The 15,644-nt window shown below is 70.7% G+C and carries 11 protein-coding genes, 2 tRNA genes and 1 pseudogene; 4 read left to right on the top strand and 10 right to left on the bottom strand.

What is annotated here, in order from left to right:
* Positions 1–4: 4 nt before the first annotated feature.
* The 6 genes from POF73_RS15765 to POF73_RS15790 all read right to left on the bottom strand — a co-directional run bounded on the left by POF73_RS15765 (position 5) and on the right by POF73_RS15790 (position 8,026).
* Positions 5–2,320, bottom strand: a complete 2,316-nt coding sequence (locus POF73_RS15765) for an ArnT family glycosyltransferase (protein WP_272115412.1) — start codon at positions 2,318–2,320, stop codon at positions 5–7.
* A complete protein-coding gene (locus tag POF73_RS15770; RefSeq protein WP_272115414.1) occupies positions 2,317–3,807 on the bottom strand; it encodes a bifunctional glycosyltransferase family 2/GtrA family protein in 1,491 nt (496 codons plus the stop codon). Before POF73_RS15770 ends, POF73_RS15765 begins: the two co-directional genes overlap by 4 nt.
* Before the next feature lie 14 nt (positions 3,808–3,821).
* Complete coding sequence (locus POF73_RS15775) at positions 3,822–5,459, bottom strand: sensor histidine kinase (protein WP_272115416.1); 1,638 nt, start codon at positions 5,457–5,459, stop codon at positions 3,822–3,824.
* Positions 5,456–6,196, bottom strand: coding sequence for a response regulator transcription factor (locus POF73_RS15780; RefSeq protein ID WP_272115418.1), 741 nt, complete (start codon positions 6,194–6,196; stop codon positions 5,456–5,458). The genes POF73_RS15775 and POF73_RS15780 overlap by 4 nt, the downstream gene beginning before the upstream one ends.
* A 208-nt stretch (positions 6,197–6,404) precedes the next feature.
* Positions 6,405–7,289: a DUF2797 domain-containing protein gene (locus POF73_RS15785; protein ID WP_272115420.1), complete on the bottom strand. Its 885-nt coding sequence runs from the start codon at positions 7,287–7,289 to the stop codon at positions 6,405–6,407.
* Positions 7,290–7,630: 341 nt separating this feature from the next.
* Positions 7,631–8,026, bottom strand: coding sequence for an HGxxPAAW family protein (locus POF73_RS15790; RefSeq protein ID WP_272115422.1), 396 nt, complete (start codon positions 8,024–8,026; stop codon positions 7,631–7,633).
* Between the two features lie 78 nt (positions 8,027–8,104).
* Between POF73_RS15790 and POF73_RS15795 the strand changes: the two genes are divergently transcribed.
* Together POF73_RS15795 and POF73_RS15800 are read left to right on the top strand one after the other, a co-directional pair.
* Positions 8,105–8,641, top strand: a complete 537-nt coding sequence (locus POF73_RS15795; protein WP_272115424.1) for a MarR family winged helix-turn-helix transcriptional regulator — start codon at positions 8,105–8,107, stop codon at positions 8,639–8,641.
* 299 nt (positions 8,642–8,940) lie between these two features.
* Positions 8,941–9,364, top strand: a pseudogene (locus POF73_RS15800) (GtrA family protein); the annotation flags it as partial.
* Between the two features lie 74 nt (positions 9,365–9,438).
* Here POF73_RS15800 and POF73_RS15805 read toward each other — a convergent pair.
* Positions 9,439–10,164 (bottom strand): isochorismatase family protein, encoded by a 726-nt coding sequence (locus POF73_RS15805; protein ID WP_272115426.1) that lies wholly within the window; start codon positions 10,162–10,164, stop codon positions 9,439–9,441.
* The gene (gene rutA, locus POF73_RS15810; protein ID WP_272115428.1) at positions 10,161–11,228 is read right to left on the bottom strand and encodes a pyrimidine utilization protein A; all 1,068 of its coding nucleotides are present in this window, start codon (positions 11,226–11,228) and stop codon (positions 10,161–10,163) included. Before rutA ends, POF73_RS15805 begins: the two co-directional genes overlap by 4 nt.
* Positions 11,229–11,390: 162 nt before the next feature.
* Between rutA and POF73_RS15815 the strand changes: the two genes are divergently transcribed.
* Entirely contained in the window at positions 11,391–14,336 is a 2,946-nt protein-coding gene (locus tag POF73_RS15815; RefSeq protein ID WP_272115430.1) for a SpoIIE family protein phosphatase, read from the top strand.
* Between the two features lie 115 nt (positions 14,337–14,451).
* On the opposite strand, the gene POF73_RS15820 is transcribed toward POF73_RS15815, so the two are convergent.
* Together POF73_RS15820 and POF73_RS15825 are read right to left on the bottom strand one after the other, a co-directional pair.
* Positions 14,452–14,524, bottom strand: a tRNA-Arg gene (locus POF73_RS15820).
* Positions 14,525–14,722: 198 nt separating this feature from the next.
* Positions 14,723–14,813: transfer RNA gene (locus POF73_RS15825), tRNA-Ser, on the bottom strand.
* 169 nt (positions 14,814–14,982) lie between these two features.
* Between POF73_RS15825 and POF73_RS15830 the strand changes: the two genes are divergently transcribed.
* Entirely contained in the window at positions 14,983–15,492 is a 510-nt protein-coding gene (locus POF73_RS15830) for an SSI family serine proteinase inhibitor (protein WP_272115432.1), read from the top strand.
* Positions 15,493–15,644: the final 152 nt, after the last annotated feature.

Below are 15,644 nucleotides of genomic sequence, written 5' to 3' on the forward strand. Positions count from 1 at the left end.
ACCGTCAGCTGTCGCTCTTCGGCTGCGTCAGGTCGTAGAACGTGGTGCCGTCGACCGTCACCGACTCGAAGTTCTCCTGGACCCAGGAGGTGATCTGCGAGGAGGTGCCGTTGCTGCTGCCACCCATGCCGCCGCCGCTGCCACTGGCGATGAAGTAGTGGATCTTGCCGTCCGCCACGTACTTCTTGAACTCGGCCGGCGTCGGGGACGGGTCGGTGCCGTTGAAACCGCCGATCGCCATCACCGGGTCGCCGGTGGAGAGCTGGTAGCTCGCCGCGTTCTGGGCGCCGATGGCCGCGGCCGCCCAGGTGTAGTCACCGGCGTTCTTCTCCAGCAGCGCCTTGGCCTCGTCGCTGACGCCGGCACCGTTGAGCAGACCGCCCACGCCGCCACCGCCGCCCATGCCACCGCCGTCACCCGTCTGACCACCGCCGGGCATGCCGCCCTGCTTCTGGCCCTGGCCCTGGTTCTGGCCCTGGTTCTGGCCCTGACCCTGGGTGTTGCCGTTGCCGTTCTGCCGGCCGGGCATGCCCCCGCCGGGGAAGCCGTTGCCGTTCTGCTGGTTCTGGCCGCCCTGCTGACCTTGCTGGCCCTGCTGGCCCTGGCCGGGCATGCCGCCCCCGCCGGGGCCACCGCCCATGCCGCCGCCACCGCCGGGGCCGCCACGGCCACCCGCGACCGCGGGACCGGCCGTGACGATCGAGCCGGTGTGCCCCTCGTTCACCGTGGTGAGGGTGTACGCGGTCGGCCCGGCCAGCGCAGCGGCGAGGCCCAACCCGACGACGCCCATGGTCAGTTGACGTCCCAGCTTCGAGGCGAAGACCAGGCCCAGCGCGGCGGCGAGACCGCCGACCAGCACGGCCCACTTCAGCCACGGCAGGTAGTCGGAGGAGCGGTTGAGCAGGACGTACCCCCAGGCCGCCGTGGCCGTCATCGCACCCGCGAGCGTCAGGGACGCCCAGGCCTTCTCCCGCTTCTCCCAGAGCAGCGCCGCGCCCATGCCGATCAACGGGGCGATGTAGGGGGCGAGGGCGACCGTGTAGTACTCGTGGAAGATGCCCTGCATGTAGCTGAAGACCAGCATGGTCGTGACCAGCGCGCCGCCCCAGACCAGGAACGACCCGCGCGTCACCGACGTACGGCGTGCCATGGGGGTCCCCCCGCTTGAGCGCATTCGAGAGTGGGGGAGCGTCGCCACCAGGCCCGCGACCAGCAGGATCAGGGCGGCCGGGATCAGCCAGGAGACCTGGCCGCCGATGCTGGAGCCGAAGAGACGGTCCCAGCCGGTCTCGCCCCAGTTGCCGCCGCCGTTTCCGCCTCCGCCTCCACCGCCACCGCCACCGCCGACACTGCCGGTCTCGTCGCCGTTCAGGCGGCCGAGGCCGTTGTAACCGAAGGTCAGTTCAAGGAAGGAGTTGTTCTGCGAGCCGCCGATGTAGGGGCGGGAGGAGGCGGGCCACAGCTCGACTACGGCGACCCACCAGCCGCCGGAGACGACGATCGCCACCAGCCCCGCGGTCAGCTGGCCGATGCGCTTCTTCACCGACACCGGCGCGCAGACCGCGTACACGATCGCGAGCGGCGGCAGGATCAGGAAGGCCTGCAGGGTCTTGGCGAGGAACGCGAAGCCGATCGCGACACCGGCCCACACCAGCCACCTGGTACGGCCGTCCTCCAGGCCCCGGATGACGAAGTAGCAGGCCACGGCCATCAGCAGGGCCAGCATCGCGTCCGGGTTGTTGAACCGGAACATAAGCGCCGCCACGGGGGTGAGCGCGAGCACCGCGCCCGAGATCAGACCGGCGGCGGGGCTGAAGCGACGGCGTACCGCCGCGTACACCACGGCCACCGTGCCGACGCCCATCAGGACCTCGGGGAGCAGGATCGCCCAGGAGTGGAGGCCGAAGAGGCGGACCGACAGGGCCATCGGCCACAGGGAGGCCGGGGGCTTGTCGACGGTGATGGCGTTGGCCGCGTCCAGCGAGCCGAAGAAGAAGGCCTTCCAGGACTGGCTGCCGGCCTGGACGGCCGCCGAGTAGAAGGAGTTGGCGTAGCCGGAGGCGCTCAGGTTGTAGAGGTAGAGCAGGAGGGTGGCGAGGAGGAGGCCGAGGAAGGCGGGGCGGGCCCAGCGCGGGTCCTCGGGGCGGCCGCGCCACAGCCGTCGTACGAAGGGCTGCTTGGGTTCACCGGAGTCGGGGGCCGGTGCGGCGGCGGGCGGTGCGGCCTGGGGTGGGCCCCAGGCGGCGGGGCTCGTGTCTCTGCCGTAGGACTCGTTGGTCCCGTGGTTCTCGTGGGTCTGCTGGTCGTGGTGGACGGTCATCGGGAGTCCCTTGAGTCGGTGTCGTGCGGGCGCACCGGCTGCAGCTGCATGGTGGCGTCCCGCCAGGTGCCGTCCGCGGCTTCACCGGCGCGGAACTGTGCGGTTTCGTACGGGTGGTGGGGCACCCGGCGCTGCGGGAGCGGGCCGTGGTGGCCTGGCTGCTGCGCCAGGGAGATGGTCTGCGAGGACGGGTTGTGGGGCGGCGTGTGGGGCGGCGTGTGCGAGGCGGCCACCATGGACTCGGTGTCGCGCCGGTCCGGGAACACCCACGCCCGGAAGAGCAGGAAGCGCAGCACGGTCGCCGCGAGGTTGGCGGCGATGAGGACCGCGAGTTCGGTGGAGTGCGCCGGGTTGCTGCTGGCCGCGTTGAGGGCGGCGAGCGAGCCGCTGGTCAGGGCGAGTCCGATGCCGAAGACGACCAGGCCCTGCGCCTGGTGCCGTACGGCGCCGCCGCGGCCGCGCACTCCGAAGGTGAGGCGCCGGTTGGCGGCCGTGTTGGCGATCGCGGAGACCAGCAGGGCGAGTGCGTTGGCGATCTGCGAGCCGGTGAAGACCCGGAAGCCGCTGTACAACAGCAGATAGAACAGGGTGGACAGGGCGCCGACGACGCAGAAGCCGACGAGCTGACGGGCCAGGCCCCGGGGGACGTCCTGGACGTCACGGTCGCGGGGGTCGTCGCCGAACGGGCGGGTGAGCCGGTCCAGCGGAAGCGCGCCGCTGGCGAGGGCCTTGCCCACCCGCCACACGCCCTTGAGGTCGTCGGTCGCCGTCTTCACGATGTGGACCGTGGAGTCGGGGTCGTCGACCCAGTCGACGGGGACTTCGTGGATACGGAGTCCGGCCCGCTCGGCGAGTACGAGCATCTCGGTGTCGAAGAACCAGCCGGTGTCCTCCACCAGCGGCAGCAGAACCTGCGCGACATCGCGGCGTATCGCCTTGAAGCCGCACTGGGCGTCCGAGAAGCGGGCCTGGAGCGAGCCGCGCAGGATGAGGTTGTACGAGCGGCTGATGAACTCCCGCTTCGCCCCGCGCACCACGCGCGAGGAGCGGGAGAGACGGGAGCCGATCGCGAGGTCCGAGTGACCCGAGATCAGCGGGGCCACCAGGGGGAGCAGCGCGTTGAGGTCGGTGGACAGGTCCACGTCCATGTAGGCGAGGATCGGGGCGTCCGAGGCGGCCCAGACGGTCCGCAGCGCCCGGCCGCGGCCCTTCTGCTCCAGCCGGAACGCCCTGACCTCCGGGAGCTCCGCCTCCAGCCGCTGCGACACCTGGGGGGTGGTGTCGGTCGACGCGTTGTCCGCGATCGTGATGCGGAACGCGTACGGGAACGTGCGCTTGAGGTGATCATGCAGTCTCAGCACACACGGCTGGAGGTCCTTCTCCTCGTTGTAAACGGGGATCACTACGTCCAGGACAGGCGTACCGGCATCGCCGGCCGGGAGGTGCTCCCGCACCGGCAGGGTGCCGGGAGAAGAGTCGGTTCGCATGGAACCGACTTTCGTCAGGCGCCCTGTTCCACCGATGTGGTGACGCTGTGCTGTGCCTGTGAGTGCTGTTGCCAGCTCATTTCGGGGCTCGGCGGCGCGGGGAGCGCCGGCAGATGCACCGTGAAGACGGTACGCCCGGGCACGCTGTCGACGGTCACGGCACCGCCGTGCGCGGTGGCCACGGCCTGCACAATGGCCAGGCCGAGGCCGGTCGAGCCGGTGGCACGGGAGCGCGCGGAGTCGCCGCGGGCGAACCGTTCGAAGACATGCGGCAGCAGATCCGGCGGGATTCCCTGCCCGTTGTCCTCGACGTCCACGCACAGCCATGGACCGCGCCGCTGAACACGGGCAGTGACGGTCGTACCGGGTGGGGTGTGGTTGCGGGCGTTGCAGAGGAGATTGACCAGCACCTGTTGCAGACGTGCCGCGTCCGCCGAGACGAGCGCGGGTTCGTCGGGCAGGTCGAGCCGCCAGTTGTGGTCCATGCCGGCGGCGCGGGCGTCGCTGATGGTGTCCACGACGAGCGGGATGAGATCGGTCTGCCCGAACTGGAGGGGGCGGCCCGCGTCGAGACGCGCGAGCAGCAGGAGATCCTCGACGAGGAGGGTCATCCGCCCGGCCTCGGACTCGATCCGGCCGAGGGCGTGCTTGGTGTCCGGACCGACGTCCTCTCTGCCGCGTCGGGTCAGCTCGGCGTACCCGCGGATGGAGGCGAGGGGAGTGCGCAGCTCATGACTTGCGTCGGCCACGAACTGCCGGACCCGCATCTCGCTCTGCTGGCGGGAGTGCAGGGCGCCGTGGACGTGGTCCAGCATCCGGTTGAGCGCGGCACCGACCCGGCCGACCTCGGTGTGCGGGTCGGTCTCGGACTCGGGGACACGTTCGCTGAGGTTGACCTCGCCGGTGTGCAGGGGGAGTTCGGAGACCCGGGTGGCGGTGGCGGCGACCCGGCGCAGGGGGCGGGTGGCGACGCCGACGATCACGGTGCCGGCGATACCGGCGGCGACGAGGGCGGCTGCGGTGACGCTGGCCTCGATGAGCATGAGGGTGCCGAGGGTGTTGTCGACGCTCTCGGTGGGGATGGCGACGTAATAGCTGCGGGTGCCGTCGGCGGTCTTCCGGTACTGGACGCGATAGCCGCCGAGGCTGTCCAGGTCGACCGCGTGCTTCTCGCCGTCCTGGGCAACCTCGTTGAGCGCCGCTTCCTGGGCCTCGGTGAGGTCCATGGCTTCCATACCGAAACTGTCGGCGGTGGCGCTGTCATTCGTCTTCTTGCCGATCTTGGCGTCGGTGATGACGCCGTTCTGGACCAGGGCGATGACAGCGCCGGACGACCCCGGGCCGCCGATGCGCTTGGCGAACTCGCCGAGGTTGAGGGTCTGGGCGGTCTGGTCGGGCGCGTCGTTCTTGTTGGGGTCGCTCTTGCCGGGGCCGTCACCGGGCGGCTTACCGGTGGCCCGATTGACCGCCTCGGTCAGCTGAGTGTCCAGCTGGCCGTACAGATGGGTCCGCAGGGCGATGGTCGTCACCGTACCGATCACCGCACACACCACGGCGATCAGCACCACGGACGCGACGACGAGCCGTGTCCGCAGGGTACGCGGCTGGCCCGCCCGCCTCTTCTGCGCACGCGGTCGTCGTCGCCCGCTCATGACGCCGCGGGCTTGATCAGGTAACCGGCTCCACGCCGGGTGTGGATCATGGGCTCACGACCGGCGTCGATCTTCCGGCGCAGGTAGGAGATGTAGAGCTCGACGACATTGGCCTGCCCGCCGAAGTCGTAGGACCAGACCCGGTCGAGTATCTGGGCCTTGCTGAGCACACGCCGCGGATTGCGCATGAGGAAGCGCAGCAGTTCGAACTCGGTGGCGGTGAGGTGGATGGACTGGCCGCCCCGCGAGACTTCGTGGCTGTCCTCGTCCAGTGTCAGGTCGCCGACCACGAGCACGGAGTCGGACCGCCGATCGGCGGCGCCGGACCGCCGGATGAGCCCACGCAGCCGGGCGACGACCTCCTCCAGGCTGAACGGCTTGGTGACGTAGTCGTCGCCACCGGCGGTGAGCCCGGCGATACGGTCCTCGACCGCGTCCTTGGCGGTGAGGAACAGGACGGGAACGTCCGGCAGCTCACGGCGCAGGCGCCCCAGGACGGTCAGCCCGTCCATGTCCGGCAGCATCATGTCCAGGACGACGGCATCGGGCCGGAAGTCCCGGGCGGTCTGTATCGCGCCGGTGCCGTCACCGGCACTCCGGATCTGCCATCCCTCATAGCGAAGGGCCATGGACAGCAGTTCGGTGATCGACATCTCGTCGTCCACCACAAGCACTCGGACGGGGCTCCCGTCCGGCCTCAGCAGTTCGGTGCGCCCCTGGGGCGAGGTCGTGGTCATGCTGGAAACAATGTCGAGGTCCTCTTAGAACACGCTTTCCGAAACCTGTGAATCTCCTGAGAAACGCACAGGAACCTCTAAGAGGGCACTTGGGTGATCGACACGGGAGACCCACGGTCACACCCGAGCGGCGGCAGTGACCGTCGCCCCGCGATGGCGGGTCAGGGCGCGCAGGGGCTCCCGCTCGGAGCCCTTCCTCCTTCCCGGCTCAGAACAGGCTGTCCTGCGCACTCTCCTCGCGCTTGAACTCCCTTGTCGGCAGGGTGAGTTCGCCCTCTTCTGCCGGAGCCCCGACCGGAACCAGCTCCCACCCCCGCATCAACCGCGTGTCCAGTACGACGACCCCGCTCCCGACCATCAGATGCAGATCCGGCCCCGCAGCCGCCGCCAACCGCCCGCTCACCACCCCGCCCGCGACAAGCTCGGTCACCTCCCCGACGGCATCCGGCAGCTCCGCCAGCCCGAACGCCCCGGCGTGGTCGACCGGTTGGCAGGGCTCAGGGGTGAGGGACTCCGGCCAGTCGGGCAGGGCAACCGCCCTCGCGTGCAGGTCCGCGACCTCGGCCGCCCGCTCCGCCGCCGACGTCGGCAGCGCGGACCGTACCGCCCGCTTGTCGACGTACGGAATCCGGTCCGGGACACGCAGTGCCGCCCGCAGCAGCTCCTCGGCGCGCCGTGCCGCCATCAGCGGGCCGGCGCCGAGCCAGGTGAAGCAGACCGCACCCTGCTCCAGCAGCCGTGCCGAGCCGCGGTCAAGGGCGGTGATGCCGACCTTGGTCATCCCGGGGCCGAACCACGCCAGATATACGTGGTACGGGCGTGGATCGTCCGCGATCGTGTCCGCGGCCACCGAGTGCGCCCGGTCCAGCCGCGCACACTCCTCGCACCGCACCCCCGTACTCCGCCCCGGCACGACCGCTCGTACCGGACACGCATGTCCCCGCGCTCCCACGCATGTCCGCACACCCCCTTCCGCGACCCCGAAGGCCACCCGTTTCCCCCAGGTCAGCGCGGAGCGCCGACCGCCGTCCCACGCCAGCTCAGGGCCGTCCGCCGACCACCGCAGCCCCGAGCATCTCCATGCCTGTGCCATCGCTCTCCGAGCCTAGGCGCTGCCACTGACAACGCCCCTTCAGTGACCGACTGGCCCGACTGGCCCGGCTGACCCGACTGACGCGGCTGACCCGGCTGGCCCCACTGGCCCGACCGACCCGACTGACCCGGCTGACCCCACTGGCCCGACTGACCCGGCTGGCCCGACCGACCCCACTGGCCCGACTGACCCGGCTGGCCCGACCGACCCGACCGACCCGGCTGGCCCGACCGACCCGGCTGGCCCCACTGGCCCGACCGACCCCCTGGCCTGACCGACCGACCCCGCCGGCCTGACCGACCGGCCCTCCCGACTCGACCGACTCGACCGCGCCGCCCGGCTCAACCGGCTTCCGCGACAGCGGGCTTCGGCTCCGGCTTCGGCTCCCCCGCCACAGCCCCCGCCACGGGCACCACACCGATGGACGCCCCCACGCCCGCACGCCGCCCCCGCCCCGCCAGCCGGCACCCCCAGCAGTCCGCATGCCCGGCCCGCGCCGCCGGATCACGCGCCCCCATCCGCCACTCACCGCGCGGCCGGACGCCCGGAGGCTTGCCCCACCCGGTCAGGTGCAGGGCCCAGGTGACGAGGACGCTCGCCGCCAGGATCCCCAGGCCGCCCACGATCAGCGCGGCCGAGACCATGCAGATCCCCGCCCCCACCACGGCGGAACCGAACGTCGCGATCGCGGTTCCGGTCCACCCCGCGACCGTGTGCCCCTCGTCATACTGGCTCACGTGCCCTCCTCCCGAGAATCTCTCACATCGTAAGAAGTTTAGGCACTAAATCTCTCACGAGCTAAGGTAATACGGAAGATGCAAGCCACGCCCCGTCCCACCGCCACCCCTGCCCAGGCGCTGGAGGCGATGGACTCCCTCATCGCCGCCCACCTGCTCGGCCAGCAGGAGATGGCCCAGCGGCTGGGCCTGAACATCACCGACCTGCTCTGTTTCGCCTGCGTCCTGAAGGCCGGCGAGAACCTGCTCACGGCGGGCGAACTCGCCGAGCACGCCCACGTCACGACCGGCGCCATGACCGGCATCCTCAACCGCCTGGAACGCGCCGGCTTCATCACCCGCCGCCCGGACCCGACGGACCGCCGACGCGTCCGCGTGGCCGCGGTACCGGACGCGACCGCCCGCGCCGAGGAGCTCTACGGCCCCTACTACGCCCGCCTCAACGACCTCTTCGCCTCCTACTCCACGGACGAGATCGCCGTACTCACGGACTGGTTCACCCGCACGACGGGGCTCGCGCAGACGTACATCGACGAGATGCGCGACCAAGACCGAGACCAGGACGGCGATCGGAGCCGCGACCAGGACCACGACCGGGCCCCGGACAAGGCCTGACCTCCGCCCGGCCGCCAGTCCGCCTTCGGTCGCCCGCCAGTCCGCCCGTCCGCCGGCCCTCCGCCCGTCCGCCCGTCCGCCCGTCCGCCCGTCCGCCCCCGCATGGTGGAGCCCGCTCCACTCCCGCTCCGGTAGATCACTCCATCGTTTCCGCGCACGCACGACGGCATCGTTGGGCCCGGTTGATCCCGGCTGAAGCCAGGACGACACCGGCTGAAGCCCGACTGAGGCCCCCCTGAAGCCGTGCCGGGATGAGCTGAATCCCTCAGAGATTCAGGTCCGCCCGGAAGGAAGCCGCCATGGAGTCGCAGCACCCGTCGAAGCCGAGCGCGTCCCGGCCGGGCCCCCTCGCCTCCTTCGCCCGGTTCGTGGTGTGCGGGGGCGGCGTCGGGCTGCTGGCCGGGATCGTCGTACCGCTGCTGGCCACGGCGGTGCCCTGGGCGCTGGCGAACGCCCTGATCACCGTCGCCTCCACCCTCCTGTGCACCGAGCTGCACGCCCTGTTCACCTTCGGCACCGGACACCGGCCGGGCCTGCGCGAACACCTCCAGTCGGCGAGCTCGGCCACCGCCGCGTATCTCGTGACGACGGCCGCGATGCTCATGCTCCACGCGGTCCAGCCGTCCCCCACGCTGCTCCAGGAGCAGGCCGTCTACCTCACCACCTCCGGCCTCGCCGGTATCGGCCGGTTCCTGGTCCTGCGGCTTTTCGTGTTCTCCGAGCGGAAGAAGGAGGCGACCCCTGTGCCTGTGAGCCGGCCTCTGTCCAGTCCTGCCCAGCCGTCCTCAAGGCTGTCCTCAAGGCCGTTCACCTCGCCCCGCGAGATAGTCCATGACCTGGCCGATCGGCCACACCTCGCCGATCTTGTGCCGGATGTCGAAGAGGTTCGCCGCGTGCACGTCCGGGTCCCGGTCGCCCACCGCCTCCTCCACGACCACGGGGACGAACCCGTGCTGCATCGCGTCGAGCGCGGTGGCGCGTACGCAACCGCTCGTGGAGAGCCCCGCGATCAGCACCGTATCGACTCTGTTCGCGGTGAGGTATGCCGCCAGCGACGTGCCGAAGAAGGCGCTCGGGTACTGCTTGGTCACCGTCAACTCGTCTGCCGTGGGCGACAGTCCGTCGATGAAGTCGCCGTACGGGCTTCCCTCGGCGAACACCCGAAGCGTCGGCACCTTGCGGAAGAAGACACCGCCGTCGCTCCCGTCGGCCCGGAACCGCACCCGCGTGACGACCACCGAGATCCCCGCCCGCCGCGCGCCCGCCAGCAGCTCCTTCATCGCGTCGACGGCCGGTTCGACCCCGGCGTACAGGGGGCAGTCGGGGTCCACGTAGGCGCGGGCCGGGTCCACCAGTAGCAGGGCGGGGGACGTACCGGGGACGAGCCGTCCGGCCAGTCCGGCACGCTCGTAGTCCTCGTCCTGCGAGGCATCCCCTTCGCGCGAGGACTCCCGGTCACGCGAGGACTCCCGTTCGCGCGAGGCTTCTGGATCCCGCGAGCCCGGCCGCCCTGACCCGCTCACGCCCGGCGGCACTTCATCAGCGGCTGAATACGCGTACCGAAGTTCTCGATGCCCGCCAGGAAGTCGTCGAAGACCAGCATGATCCCCTTGGTGCCGTCGACCTCGGCGACCTCGTCGAGCATCCGCGCCACACTCTCGTACGACCCCACGAGCGTGCCCATGTTGAAGTTCACCGCGCCCTCGGGCAGCACGATGGTGCGGGCCGTCGAGGAGTCGTCGGCGGTGGTGTCCGAGGCGGATTCACCCGCCATGTAGGCGAGAGCGGCACGGTCGGCGTTGTCGTGGTAGTCCCGCCACTTGGCCTGCGCCGCCTCGTCGGTCTCGTCGGCGATGACCATGAACAGGGAGAGCGCCCCGACGTCCCGGCCGCTCTCACGCGCCGCGTCCACCAGCGTGGCCGTGGTGTCGGAGAAGGCGAGCGGGGTGTTGACGCCGCTGCCCAGGATGAAGTTGTAGTCGGCGTGCTCGGCGGCGAACCGCATACCGGTGTTGCTCTGGCCGGCGGCGACGATGTCGATGTGCCCGTTCGCCGGGCGCGGCGACAGCACGCAGTCGTCCATCTCGTAGAACTCGCCCTTGAAGTCGCTGACGCCGTCGCGCCACAGCTCCTTCATCACGGTGACGTACTCGACGGCCCGGTCGTAGCGGTTGCCGAAGTGCTCATCGCCGGGCCACAGACCCATCTGGGAGTACTCGCCGGGTGCCCAGCCGGTGACGATGTTGATACCGAAGCGGCCGGGGGCGATCGAGTCGACCGTCGTGGCCATGCGGGCGACGATCGCGGGCGGCAGGACCAGGATCGGCGTGGAGGCGTACAGCTTGATCCGCTCCGTGACCGCGGCCAGGCCCGCCATCAGCGTGAACGACTCCAGGCAGTGGTCCCAGAACTCGGTCTCGCCGCCGAACCCCTTCAGCTTGATCATCGACAGCGCGAAGTCGAGCCCGTGCTCCTCGGCCTTCTGCACGATGGCCTTGTTCAGCTCGAAGGTGGGCAGGTACTGGGGGGAACTCTTCGATATGAGCCAGCCGTTGTTGCCGATGGGGATGAAGACACCGATGTCCATGCCGCTCCTCCAAGATCGTGAACCGCAATCAACATTTCAACTTATCGCTTCAACTCCACGCTAATCATTGCCGGTTGACGGCCTGTCGAGCAGCAGAGTGAGGGGCGTAAGGATCTTGCGAAGCACCGATTCGGTTGAGCATGGAACGGTAAAGTCCGCACCATGAACGCTCGGCTGGCACTGCTCGGCACGGTGGCCCCCGGTGTCGCGGAAAGCGAAGTCTTCCGGCTGGCCCTGCAGCATGCGGTGGGCGAACTGGGCGCGCTCGGCGGCATGATCCATCTCCGGGGCCCGATGTCCGCGCTGCGCCTGGTGTCGACGGCCGGGCTCCCGCCCGCCCTCACCCACGGCTGGGAGATCATCGACCAGGAAGGCCCGCTGGCCCCGGCCCGCGCACTGCACGAGGGCAACGGCGTCTGGGTCCCGCTGAGCCCGTCCGGAGCGGTCGACACCCCGGACGCCGCCTGGCCCGGCACCGGCCTCGCCGCGCTGCCGATGTACAGCAACAACCGCAGCACCGGGGCCCTCAGCGTCCTGATGGGCGACGAGGGCGAACCGACCTTCGAGCACTGGGAGTTCCTGCGCGCCCTCATCGCCTGGACCGAGGACCGTATGGTCCAGGCACCACCGCCCATCGGGCCCGCACAGCCGGAGCCGAACGGCGAGCGGCTGCGCCAGGCGCTGAAGGAGGTCAGCGTCGGCTCCTGGGACTGGAACATCCGCACCGGCGACCTGATCTGGGACGAGGCGGCGCTGGAGCTGTACGGCACCCGCCCGCAGGACTACACCGGCAAGGTCGACAACTGGATGCGCTGCGTCCACCCCGACGACCTCGCGCCGACGCTCGCGGCGGTCGACCGGGCGATCCGCGACGACGCCGTCTTCGAGGCCGAGTACCGGGTGCGCAAGCTCGACGGCAGCTGGGGCTGGACACAGGCCCGCGGCAGGGCGACGTACGACGACAGCGGTGAGCCGCACCGGATGATCGGCGTGGGCTGGGACAGCGACGAGCCCCGGTCCGCCCGTGACGCGCTCGGCCGGGCGCTGCGCCATATGAGCGACGGCTTCCTGGCCATGGACGACGACTGGCGGATCACCTTCGCCAACGTGGAGGCCGAACGCACCCTGGGCTTCTCCGAGGAGGAGCTGTTCGGCCGGCTGCTGTGGGACCTGCCCGCCGCGGAGCAGGTGCCCGGCCTGGAGATCCGCTGCCGGCAGGCCGCCGCCGCGGAGAAGTCGGTCAGCTTCGACGTACGGCTGCCGAACGGGCGCCTGTGCCATCTGCGGCTGGTCCCGGGCCCCGACGGGCGCACGATCTACTTCACCGACGTCACCGAGCGGCGGCGGCTGGAGGAGGAACGCCGGTGCGCCGAGCGGGCCGCGTCCGAACGGGCCGCGCGGATAGCGGAGTTGACGACCGCGCTCGCCAAGGCGACGACCTCGAAGGACGTGGTGGACGCGGTCGCCCGCAGGGTGCTGCCGCCGTTCGAGGCGACCGGCCTGGTGGTGCAGGCCGTGGAGGGCGACCGGCTGCACACCGTCGGATCCGTCGGCTACCCGGAGGACATCCTCGCCGTCCTCGACGGCCGCGAACGCACCGAACCCAGCCCGCTGTGGGACGCCATACTGGCCGGCGCCCCGCTGTTCATGTCCTCCCCGCAGGAATTCGCCGCCCGCTACCCGGAGATCGCCGACCTGCCCGAACGGGCCGGCAAGCAGGCCTGGGCACTGCTCCCGCTCACCGCCTCCGGCCACACCTTCGGCATCTGCGCGGTCACCTTCGACCACCCGCGCCGCCTCACCGACGAGGAGCGCACCCTGCTCACCGCGACCAGCGCCCTGGTCGCCCAGGCCCTGGAGCGGGCCCGCCTCTTCGACGCCGAACACACCCGGTCCCGCGAACTGCAGCGCAGCCTGCTCCCCCGCGACCTGCCCGCCCACCCCGCCTGCACGGCCGCGGCCCGCTACCTCCCGGCCGGCCAGGGCATGGACGTCGGCGGCGACTGGTACGACATCATCCCGCTCTCCGGCGGCCAGGTGGCGCTGGTCGTGGGCGACGTGATGGGCCACGGCCTCCCCGAGGCGGCGACGATGGGCCGTCTGCGCACGGCCGTCCACACCCTGGCCGACCTCGAACTGCCGCCCGACGAGATCATGAGCCATCTCAACGACATCGTCGGCGCGATGGGCGAGGAGTCGTACGTGACATGCCTCTACGCCTTGTACGACTCCACGACCAGGGTCTGCTCCATAGCGAGGGCGGGCCACCCGCCACCCGCCCTGCTCCACCCGGACGGCACGGTCGTGTACCCGGCCCTGTCGGCCGACCCGCCCCTGGGCGCGGCGGAACCCCCCTTCGAGACGACGGAGATCCCGGTCCCCGAGGGCAGCGTGCTCGCCCTCTACACCGACGGCCTGGTCGAGTCGTCCAAGCGCGAGATGGACGAAGGCATGGCGGCCCTGGCCGACGTCCTCGGCACCTCCCACACGGACGGCACGGCCAAGGATCTGGAACAGCTCTGCGAGCGCGTCACGGCCACCCTCCTCCCCGCCGACCACCAGGCCGCCGACGACGCGGCCCTCCTCCTGGCCCGCCTGCACGCCCTGCCCACGTCCCGCATGGCCTCCTGGCCCCTCTCCAAGGACCCCAGAGCGGCGGGCCAGGCGCGCGCCCTGATCCGCGACCAACTGGCGACCTGGGGCCTGGACGCCCTCACCCCCACCACCGAACTCCTGGCCAGCGAGTTGGTCGGCAACGTCATCCGGCACGCCAAGGGCCCTCTCCGCCTACGCCTCCTGCACGGCGCCACGCTCATCTGCGAAGTCTTCGACGGCAGCCTGACTATGCCCCGCATACGCCGCGCGACGGAAACCGACGAGGGCGGCCGCGGCCTCCAACTGGTCACGGCACTGACCCAACGCTGGGGCACCCGCTACACCCCGACCGGCAAGTGCATCTGGACGGAACAGACCCTGCACACCCCGGAGCCACTCCGCGAGGAACCCCCCGCCGACTCCCTGGAACGGATGTTCCTGAGCCTGCCGGGCCTGGGCGAGGACTTCGACGGCGACTTGGAGTCGCTGGCCTTCGGGGACCAGGAGTTGTAGACACGACGACCACGGGCGTACGGGCAACAGCCCGTACGCCCGTCCGGTCCCGCAAAGGCGCCCGACGACAGAAAACGCCAGAGGCCCCGGATCTCTCCGGGGCCTCTGACCTGTGTGCACTCGGCAGGATTCGAACCTGCAACCTTCTGATCCGTAGTCAGATGCTCTATCCGTTAAGCTACGAGTGCTTGTTCTGTTTTCTCGCCGCTCCCGGCCCTTTCGGCCCGCTCGCGGCGACAGGAAGAACATTACATGACCGGCGCCGCCATGTGAAATCCGTTTGCCATACCCCTTGCGACCTGGGGAAACACCGTCTTGGGCGGGTGATGGGCGGGCTGTGAACGACGAAGCCCCGGTCCAGTGGACCGGGGCTTCGTGATCGAGCGCGGAGGCGGAGGGATTTGAACCCTCGATGGGCTTTAAGGCCCAAACCGCATTAGCAGTGCGGCGCCATAGACCGGACTAGGCGACGCCTCCAGCACAGCCGCTCGCGCGAGCGCGATTGGTGCGTGCAGATGATGACACAGTCGAGCGTGGTGTCACCAATCGACGTCCACGGTACTAGGCGGGGAGGCCACAGGGCAAAGCCCTTCCCGGCGTGCTTCGCGTCGCGCAACGTCGGGGGGCGCGCGACGTTAGTCAGGTCATGTTGCAGGTCAATCGTTCCGCCACGCCCGGGCGCCTCCGCCGGCTCCTCTTTCTCGCCGCCGGGTCCCTCGTCGCCGTCGGCTCCGCCACCGCCGCGCCGGCCTCCGCCCACGCCCAGGCCGCGCCGCTCCCCCTGACACCCCCGCCGCCCCATGAGCCCGGCCGCTCCGGCGACCACCTCACGATCACCGTCCGCGACGCCGGCGACGGCGCCGACGGCACCTTCGAGCTGCACTGCCACCCCGGCGGCGGCGATCACCCCGACGTCGCCGACGCCTGCGCCACGCTCGATCGCGGCACCCGGTGGGGCAAGGACGCCTTCGCACCCGTACCGGAAGGCACCCTCTGCACCATGCAGTACGGCGGGCCGGCCACCGCGCATGTCACCGGGACCTGGGCCGGGCGGCCCGTCGACGCTCGGTACGACCGTGGTGACGGGTGTCAGATCGGCCGGTGGGACCGGCTTGTGCCGGTACTGCCCGATCTGCGGCAGGAAGGTCAGTCGTAGGCCCAGGCGGGGAAGCGGGGGCTCCGGTACGTGGGTGTAGTGGATGCACAGGTGTCGTACAGACTTTCCAAGGGGGACGCACCGGCTCCGTAAATGTCCCGCGGAGGTCTCGCGAAAACGGAAGGTTGCTGGAAGGAGGCGGGCAGGACGTC

This window comes from Streptomyces sp. HD (assembly GCF_028369295.1).
GTDB lineage: Bacteria > Actinomycetota > Actinomycetes > Streptomycetales > Streptomycetaceae > Streptomyces.